Source organism: Nocardiopsis sp. NPDC058631, from assembly GCF_042716955.1.
In the GTDB taxonomy this organism is placed as follows: domain Bacteria; phylum Actinomycetota; class Actinomycetes; order Streptosporangiales; family Streptosporangiaceae; genus Nocardiopsis.
The window spans coordinates 1-8,639 of record NZ_JBHXQY010000159.1; the positions used below are offsets into that span (position 1 = coordinate 1).

At 72.3% G+C, this 8,639-nt stretch carries 6 protein-coding genes; 5 read left to right on the top strand and 1 reads right to left on the bottom strand.

Features of this window, described 5'->3' with window-relative positions; all coding sequences use genetic code 11:
* Window positions 1-99: 99 nt before the first annotated feature.
* Window positions 100-888 (bottom strand): BTAD domain-containing putative transcriptional regulator, encoded by a 789-nt coding sequence (locus ACFWTE_RS29045; RefSeq protein WP_378783113.1) that lies wholly within the window; start codon window positions 886-888, stop codon window positions 100-102.
* Between the two features lie 558 nt (window positions 889-1,446).
* Between ACFWTE_RS29045 and ACFWTE_RS29050 the strand changes: the two genes are divergently transcribed.
* The 5 genes from ACFWTE_RS29050 (at window position 1,447) to ACFWTE_RS29070 (ending at window position 8,471) form a co-directional block, all read left to right on the top strand.
* The gene (locus ACFWTE_RS29050; protein WP_378783114.1) at window positions 1,447-2,490 is read left to right on the top strand and encodes a ScbA/BarX family gamma-butyrolactone biosynthesis protein; all 1,044 of its coding nucleotides are present in this window, start codon (window positions 1,447-1,449) and stop codon (window positions 2,488-2,490) included.
* On the top strand, window positions 2,481-3,158 hold the full coding sequence (locus ACFWTE_RS29055) for an HAD family hydrolase (protein WP_378783115.1): 678 nt from the start codon (window positions 2,481-2,483) through the stop codon (window positions 3,156-3,158). The genes ACFWTE_RS29050 and ACFWTE_RS29055 overlap by 10 nt, the downstream gene beginning before the upstream one ends.
* Window positions 3,155-4,789: an FAD-dependent monooxygenase gene (locus ACFWTE_RS29060; RefSeq protein WP_378783116.1), complete on the top strand. Its 1,635-nt coding sequence runs from the start codon at window positions 3,155-3,157 to the stop codon at window positions 4,787-4,789. The genes ACFWTE_RS29055 and ACFWTE_RS29060 overlap by 4 nt, the downstream gene beginning before the upstream one ends.
* A gap of 144 nt (window positions 4,790-4,933) precedes the next feature.
* The gene (locus ACFWTE_RS29065) at window positions 4,934-7,315 is read left to right on the top strand and encodes an MMPL family transporter (RefSeq protein WP_378783117.1); all 2,382 of its coding nucleotides are present in this window, start codon (window positions 4,934-4,936) and stop codon (window positions 7,313-7,315) included.
* Complete coding sequence (locus tag ACFWTE_RS29070) at window positions 7,302-8,471, top strand: hypothetical protein (protein ID WP_378783118.1); 1,170 nt, start codon at window positions 7,302-7,304, stop codon at window positions 8,469-8,471. The genes ACFWTE_RS29065 and ACFWTE_RS29070 overlap by 14 nt, the downstream gene beginning before the upstream one ends.
* Window positions 8,472-8,639: the final 168 nt, after the last annotated feature.

The following is an 8,639-nucleotide window of genomic DNA, read 5'->3' on the forward strand; positions in this document are numbered from 1 at the left end:
GAGCGGTCCGGGCTCGGCGCGGGCGGTCGTCACCAGTTGCTACAGGCGTCGGCGCGGGGCGGGGATGCGCAGGGGGCGGGGCGGGGCGGGGCCCGAGGGTCAGGCCTGCGGTGCGGGGATCGGCGCGTGGCGCCGGATGGCGTGGTAGAGGTCGTTGAGCTCCGGGCGGGGCGGCATGTTCAGCTCTCCCAGCATCCGCGAGGACAGCCGCTGGTACACGCGTATCGCCTCCGCCGTGCGCCCGGCCTGGTACAGGGCCAGGATCAGCAGCCTGGCCAGGTTCTCCTCCAGGGGGTGGCTGCGCAGGGTGCTGCGCAAGATCCCCACCACGTCGTTGTGGCGGCCGACCTGGATGCTCAGCGCGGCGTACTCCTCCAGTACCACCAGGCGGACGGTCTCCATGAATTCGCGTTCGTCGTCGAAGGCGATGCCGGGCAGTTCGCCGAGGAGGGGGCCCCGCCACAGGCCGAGCGCCTCCCCGAACATCTGCGCCGCGCGCTCCGGCTCCCCGTGCTCACGGAGGTCGCGCGCGGCTTCGACATGGATGTGGAACAGGGTCAGGTCCAGCTGGTCGAGCCTGGCGACGAGCCGGTAGCCCTTGGACCCGCTCTCGATGCGGACCTGCCGGTGGGCCGGCAGGTCGGACAGGGCCCGGCGCAGGCCGGAGACGTACTTGTGCACCAGGTTGTTGGCGTAGGCCGGGTAGGCCGACCCCCAGACCATGCCGATGATGCGCTGCGTGGTCAGTGACTGGTTGGCGTTGATGGCCAGGGCGGCGAGTACCGCACGCTGCCGGGGGGCTCCCAGGGGGAGGAAGACGGTTCCGTCGGTGACCGCCAGCTCGCCCAGGACTGCCACTGTCGTGGTCTCAGGCTGTGTTCTGTGCATTCAGGAGCCTTTCCAGCTGACTCTTCCTCGCGTTGACGTGCTCCTGCTTCTTCCGGTTCTCCGGTCCCTTTTCCTTGTTGCGGTGCCGGAAGACGTTCAGGGACCTGCGGGATCGCACAGCGCTCCCAGCTGTCTTCGTGCCGCCGGGGGCGCGGCGACTTGATCATAAACACGCAGGCCATGCCTGTAAGTAATGGATAAGTTCCGCTCCGACGCCGACCCCGGTGGTCTTGCAGCCCGTGGGGTTGCGGACAAGGCCGAGGCCATCCCTTGTGTTGATAGTCACAATCTAATGATGATCATGCTGCTTGATCAATTGCGCGTGCATCTTCGCAGGTGAACGTGGCGTGCACAGAAAAATGCGAACTTTTTTCGCGATTCGCCTTCAGGTCTTGTTCAGGGCTCCTTCAGGGCGCGTCCCGATACTCGGACCTTGTACGGAGGCGGTCCGTGGCCCGCCCGCCCCGACTCGGGAACCACCCTTCTTTGCCGTTCCGAACCTCGTCCCCCGACTCGGAGAGACCTCCCGCCTGGGGAACGTGAACGAAAGGGAAGCACATGAACCACACATCGACCAGCGTGCAGCCGGCCGCCGTCGTGACCGGGACCACCGACCGCGACACCCTCGCCGGACTCGAACCGGAGATCACCGGCGTCCGCGAACTCGACTACGACTCGACGGTGCCCAGGGGGCTCGTCCACCGCAACGCCGTCTCCGAGGTGTTCGTCACCGACTCCCAGCAGACGGGGGAGAGCACCTTCGACGTGGCCGCCCAGCTGCCCCGCGGCCACGTCATGCTGGAGACGCCCGCCTACGACCTGCCCCTGATCCTGGAGGCGTGCCGCCAGACCGGTGTGCTGATCTCCCACCGACACCTGAACGTCCCCATGGACCGGGCGTTCATCATGCAGCGCATGTCCCTGGACATCACCGACCTCGACGGGCTGCGCCAGGGCTCCGAGCCCGCCCGCGTGATGGTCCGCACCACCGCCGACCTCTACCGCAACCAGGCCGGCAAGCTGCGCGGATACGACTTCCGGGGTGACGTCCTGCTGAACGGCACCGAGGTCGCCAAGGCCACCGGTGCGCTCATCTTCGTCAGCAAGCTCACCTACCAGGCACTGCGCAGCAAGGGCAGGGACGCCCTGGACTGGAGCACCGGCCCCGCGCCCCGGGCGGTTCCCGCACGGCCCTCGGTCGTGGGAAGGCGTGACCCGCGCAACGTCGTCATCACCGAGCCGGTGCAGCGCGGAGAGGACGGCTGGAAGGCCACGGTGGTCCCCGACCACAGCCACCCGCACCTGTTCGACCACCCGCTGGACCACCTGCCGGGCAACCTGCTCATCGAGGCCGCCCGCCAGCTGGTGGTGGCCGCCGTGGCCCGCTCCAGCGGCCTGGACCCCGCCACCCTCGCACCCGTCTCGGTGGAGGCCTCGTTCTCCTCGTTCTCCGAGAACGACCTCGCCTCCGTCGTCGAGGCCGACCTGACCCCGTTCCGCAGGGACGAGCGGTTCGGCCCGGTCATGGGCGCGGACGTCCGTGTCATCCAGCAGGGCGTCGCGGGCAGTACCTTCCGGATCGAGGTGGCCCAGTGGTCCTGAAGCGCATCGAGGCCGTCGTGTGCGACTACGGCGGCGTGCTCACCAACCCGCTCATCGAGACCCTGGAGCACTTCGCCGGGACGGCCGGGCTGACCCCCGACGCCATCCTCACCGCGATGGGGGCCGCCGCCGAACGCAACGGAGCCGACCCCATGGCGCTGCTGGAGGTCGGGGCGATCACGGAGGCCGACCTCGTCTCCCAGATCACCGCGGAGCTTCCCGAGGGTGGATGGGCGCTGCCCGAGGGGCGGACCTTCGGCGAGGCCTGGTTCGCCGGACGCACCGGCAACCACGAGTTCGCGGAGTTCCTGGGCGGACTGCGCACGGACGGCTACCGCATCGCCCTCCTCACCAACAACGTCATCGAGTGGGAGGAGCTGTGGCGGGCCACCGTCCCCGCCGACGAGCTCTTCGAGGTCGTGGTGAACAGCGCGCACGAGGGCGTGCGCAAACCCGACACCGAGATCTACGACCGCCTCCTGGCGAGGCTCGGCCTGACGCCGGACCGCTGCCTGTTCGTGGACGACCTGGAGGCGAACCTGGAGCCCGCCGCGAAGCTGGGCATGGCCACGGTCCTCTTCCGGGACAACGCCCAGGCGATCGCCGACGTGACCGCACTGCTCGATGGAACGGTCGAGCCGGCGCGTACCTCCGAGGGGGCCCTGTGAGCCTCCCCGGTCCCCACCCGCCGGTCCTGGTGGTCGGCGCCGGGCCCACCGGGCTCGCCGCCGCGTGCACCCTGCTCCAGAACGGTGTGCCCTGCCGCGTGGTCGAACGCCGCGCGGGGGTCGCCGAGGAGCCCAAGGCGCTCATCCTGTGGAGCGGGGCCCTGGAGGTCCTGCGCAGGCTCGGTGTCCACGAGAGGGTGCTCGGCCAATCCCTCCCGTTGGCGTCGGCGTCCTACTTCTCCAACGGCCGCCGGATCGGCGGGGTGCGCTTCGGCGGCCTGGAGGGGACCGCGTTCCCCGGGCCGGTCTGCCTGCCCCAGCCCGGTACCGAACAGGCGCTCCACGACCGCCTCCTCGAACTCGGCGGGTCCGTCGAGTGGTCCACCCGGGTCCACTCGGTGGCCCCGGCGGGGGAGGGGATGCGGGTCGTGCTCGGGCCCGCCGGGGACCCGGACACCCGTGAGGAGTCCACCGTCCCCTGGGTGGTGGCCGCGGACGGCAGCCGCAGCGCGGTCCGCGAGTCACTGGGTGTGGCCTTCGAGGGCGACACCTACGACCGCGTGTTCCTGCTCAGCGACGGGGTCGTGAGCGGTCCCGTGCCGGAGCGGGAGGCCCAGTACCACCTCACCCCCGACGGGGTGCTGGTGATCGTGCCGCTGCCCGGCGGCGGCCACCGGGTGTTCTTCGACACGGCCCCGGACGGGGAGACCGAGCCGCCCGGCGACGAGCTGCTCGCCCGGCTGCTCGCCGAGCGGGGTCCCGGCGGGCTGCGCATCGAGAGCGTGTGGTGGCGCAGCCGCTTCCGGGTCCACGCCCGGGTGGCGCGCGAGTTCCGGCGCGGGCGCGTGCTCATCGCCGGGGACGCGGCCCACCTGCACAGTCCGGCGGGTGGCCAGGGGCTCAACACCGGTATCCAGGACGGCTTCGACCTGGGTTGGAAACTGGCCGCCGTGCTCAGGGGGGCTCCGGAGGCGCTGCTGGACAGCTACCCGCTCGAACGCCGTCCCACCGCCCAGGCGGTGGTGCGCAGCGCGGACCAGCAGACCCGTACGTGGATGGTGCGGGCACCCCTGGCCCGCCTGGTGCGGGACACGCTCATGCGCGTGCTCTCGGCGTCGGGACTGTTGGAGAAGCGCCTGGTGCCGCAACTGGCCCAGATCTCCCCGGATCTGCGGGAGAGCCCCGCCGTCACCGCGCCCCCGCCCGGCTGGCGTGGGCGCGACGCGGTGGGGGGCGCGCTGCCCGGTCGGCGGATCGGCGACGCACCCCTCGTCCCCGTGGCCGGGACCGCAGCCGACAGTTTGCACGCCTACCTGGCCTCCGGGCGGCAGGCGCTGCTGGTCGGAGGTTCCTCCCGCAGGGCCGCCGACGCGGCGGCGGAGCTACGGGACGCGGTCCCGGCGGACGTGGACGTGCTGCTGCTGACCGGGCGCGACGGAGGGGTGCCGGACGCACCGGGCCACGACGTGGCCCGGCTACTGGGGCCGTCGAAGGGGGCCGCGGGCGAGTGGGTGGTGCACGTGCGCCCCGACGCGGTGGTCGCCTCGGTCGCCGTCCTGGACGCCGGCTGGCGCGCGCGGGACTTCCTCGACGCCGCTCCACTGCCCGGGGCCGAGCGCTCCCTCAAGTAAACGATATGTGAACCCTATTGTTTAGGTAGAGGATCGTCGCATGTTTATACGATACTGTGGCGGCGACGGTACACGCCGTGGCGGTCGGGGCATTCCGACCGCCACCGGCGGTCCCGCGCGCACAAGACGAACGGGGGTGACACGATGCTCGACGCGTTGACCGGGCTGACCACGCGCAGACCCTGGTGGGTGCTGGTCGCCGCCCTGCTGGCCGTGGTCGGGGCCGTGGTCCTCGGCTCCGGTGTCGCGGACCGCCTCCGTGCGGGCCAGGGCACCGAGGACCCCTCCTCCGAGTCGGCCCTGGCGGGCGACGTCCTGGAGGAGCACTTCCCCGACAGCAGGCCCAACCTGATCCTCCTGGTCGAGGCCGAGGACGGGGTGGACGACCGCGAGGTCGCGGGCCGCGCCCTGGGTCTGGCCGAAGGACTGGCCTACGAGGACTCCGTCGCCGGGGTCACCTCCTACTGGCAGACCGGCTCCGAGGAGCTCAAGTCCGACGACGGCTCCCGCGCACTGATCGCCGCCCACGTCAGCGGCACGGAGGACGTGGCGGGTCCCGCCGTCGCCGGGATCGCCGAGGACTACGGCGGGGAGCACGGCCCCCTCACCGTCAGCGTCGGCGGCCAGACCGCCGTCCTGAACGACATCGAGTCGACCATCGCCGACGACCTGCTGCGCTCGGAGATGATCGCCCTCCCCCTGACCCTGCTCATCCTGGTGTGGGTCTACGGCAGCGTCGTCTCCGCGGTCCTTCCCCTGCTGGTCGGCGTGGTCGCCATCATCGGGACCAACGCCGTCCTGTACGTGATCGCGGGGTTCACCGACGTGTCGGTCTTCGCGCAGAGCCTCACCATCGCCCTCGGACTGGGCCTGTCGATCGACTACGCCCTGCTCATGGTGCGCCGTTTCCGCGCGGAGCTGGCCGCCGGGGCCGACCCGCGCACCGCCACCGCCATCACCGTCCGCACGGCCGGGCGCACGGTGGTCTTCTCCGCGCTGGCCATCTCCGCCGCCCTGGCCGCGATGCTGCTCTTCCCCCTCTACTTCCTGCGCTCCTTCGCCTACGCGGGCGTGACGGTGGTGGCGCTGGCAGCCCTCGCCTCACTGGTGGTGCTCCCGGCCCTGCTCACCCTCCTCGGCCCCAGGGTCAACTCCCTGGACCCGCGCCGACTGCTCCGCCGCCGTGACGGCGCGGCCGAGCCACTCTCCCCCGAGGACGCCGCCGACCGGCGCTGGCAGCGGCTCACCCGCCTGGTCATGCGGCGCGCGCCCCTCTTCGCCGTGGTGGCCCTCATCGTCCTGGTCGTCGCCGGTCTGCCGTTCCTGCGAGTGGAGTTCGGCATGGCCGACGACCGCCAGCTGCCCTCCGGAACCGAGTCGCGCCAGGTCATGGACGTCATCCGCGACGACTTCGGATCGACCGCGACCGGGGCGGTCGACGTGCTCGTCCACAGCCCCCCGGAGGACACCGACACCGACGCCCTCGACGCCTACGCCTCCACACTGTCGACCCTGGACAACGTCGACGAGGTCCGCTCGCCCCTGGGCGTGTACACCGACGGCGCCAACACGCGCGCCCGCACACCCGTGGACGCGCTGCGCGAGTCCGAGGACCTCGCCTACCTCCAGGTGATACCCGACCCCCGGGTGGAGGACATCTCCCCCCAGAGTCAGGACCTGGTCCGCGACATCCGCGCGGTCGACAGCCCGCTGGAGACGTCCGTCTCCGGGCAGGCCGCGGCCGTCGTGGACGCACAGACCGCCATCGCCGAGCAGATCCCGCTCGCGCTGACGGCCGTCGTCGCGAGCATGCTCGTCCTCGTCTACCTGCTCACCGGGAGCCTGGTCCTGCCGCTGCTGTCGGTGCTCTTCAACGGGCTCAGCCTCACCGCGATGTTCGGAGCGGTGGTCTGGGTCTTCCAGGACGGCAACCTGAGCGGGCCCCTCGGTTTCACCCCCACCGGGTTCATCGACACGGCCCTGCCCGTCCTCATGTTCTGCATCGCCTTCGGGCTGTCCATGGACTACGGCGTCTTCCTGATGTCCCGGATGCGCGAGGAGTACGACCGCGTGGGCGACCACCGCGCGGCCGTCGAACTCGGGCTGCGGCGCACCGGAGGCATCATCACCGCGGCGGCCGTCACCCTGGCCGTCGTCCTGGTCGCCATCGGAGCCTCCAGCGTCACCAACACCATGATGCTCGGCTGGGGCGTGGCCCTGGCGGTGGTCGCCGACGCCACCGTCGTCCGCTGCCTCCTGGTGCCCTCGGTGCTGCGCATGACCGGGCGGGCCACCTGGTGGGCACCCGCACCCCTGCGCCGCTTCCACCGGGCCTTCGACGCCACCCTCGGCGAGGGCGCGGCCGAGCCCGTCCGGCGGGACGGGCCCGCCGCGGCCGACCCCGGGCCCGCGCACCCCCACACCCCCGCGAACGGCCCATCCGCGGCCCCGGACACCGAATCCGTGCTCCCCGGGGCCGCGGGACACGACAGGAAGAACACCGAGGTGGCCCATGCCCGGGACTAGAAGGGCCCTCATCGCGGGGGCGGGCGCCGCGGCCGTTGCCGCCGCCGTGCTCGTCCTCCTGCCCGCGGGGGACACGGAGACCTCGGCGGAGCCGGTGCCCACGGCCGAGGAACGCGCCGAGGCCACCGCCCGGCGGATGGCCGGCGCCGACATCGTCGACGTCCCCGTCTCCTTCACCGTCACCAACGACAACGACTCCCGCCTGCCGTGCAACAGCGACGGCGGGGAGTACACCGTCCGCGGACACCTGACCGCACCGGCGGCCGTGCTCGCGGAGGACGAGCCCGCCGTCACCGTCTACCAGCACGGACAGGCGGCGGGGGAGTGGTTCTGGCGCATGGACGAGGCCGGGCTGCACCACGCCGAGGAGATGGCGCTGCTGGGCCGGGCCTCCCTCACCCTGGACCGGCTCGGCTACGGCGCCAGCGACCGCCCCGACGGGATGGCCCTGTGCCTGGGGAGCCAGGCCGACATGGCCTCGCAGGTCATCGCCCGGGTCCGCGAGGGCGACTACACGGTCCAGGACACCGGGGCCCTGGAGGGCGCGGCCCCCGCCTTCGGCCACGTCACCCTGGCCGGGCACCACAGCGGCGCCCAGATCGCCCAGATCACCGCCTACTCCTTCGACGGTGCGGAGGCGCCCGACGCCCTCGTGCTGATGGCCTGGAGCGGTACCGGTGTCACCGACCGCGCCAACGCCCGCTTCTTCGGGGGCCTGGCCTCCTGCATGCAGGGCGGCGTCCCCGCCGGCGCCGGTGCGGGGCCGCCCGACCCCGACGGGAACGAACCCGCCGGGTACACCTACGTCGACGTCGGTGAGACGTCCTTCACCAGGGCCAACTTCCACGACACCTCCACCACGGCGGCGGCGCTCGCCGCCTCCCTCCAGGACCGCACCCCCTGCGGGGACCTGGGCACCCAGGTGGAGGCGCTGTCCACCGACATGCGCCGGGTGGACCGGATCGACGTTCCCGTCCTCTTCGCGTTCGCCGACGGCGACACACGGGTCGGGGAGGGCGCCTCGCACGCCGCGCTCTTCACGGGGGCGCCCGAGAGCGAGACCGTCACGGTCGCCGGAGCCGGCCACTTCCTCGTCCTCGAACCGGGCGCCGCCGCCCTGCGCGAGGACCTCGCCGTGTGGCTGGGGGAACGGTGAACCGCACGGAACCCCGCAGGACCGACCACCACGCACGCCGAGGAGCACCCATGTCCCGCCCCTTCGGACGTGCCGCACGCCTCGCGGCCGCCGTCACCGCGCTCCTGACCGTCGCGGCCACCACGGCCGCGACCCCCGGGGGCCACGGCCCCCTCCCCGGGGGCGCGG

What these genes read in the sequence shown, in the direction of transcription:
- ACFWTE_RS29045 (WP_378783113.1), bottom strand. Translation starts at nt 888, where the DNA reads ATGCACAGAACACAGCCTGAGACCACGACAGTGGCAGTCCTGGGCGAG.
- ACFWTE_RS29050 (WP_378783114.1), top strand. Translation starts at nt 1,447, where the DNA reads ATGAACCACACATCGACCAGCGTGCAGCCGGCCGCCGTCGTGACCGGG.
- ACFWTE_RS29065 (WP_378783117.1), top strand. Translation starts at nt 4,934, where the DNA reads ATGCTCGACGCGTTGACCGGGCTGACCACGCGCAGACCCTGGTGGGTG.
- ACFWTE_RS29070 (WP_378783118.1), top strand. Translation starts at nt 7,302, where the DNA reads ATGCCCGGGACTAGAAGGGCCCTCATCGCGGGGGCGGGCGCCGCGGCC.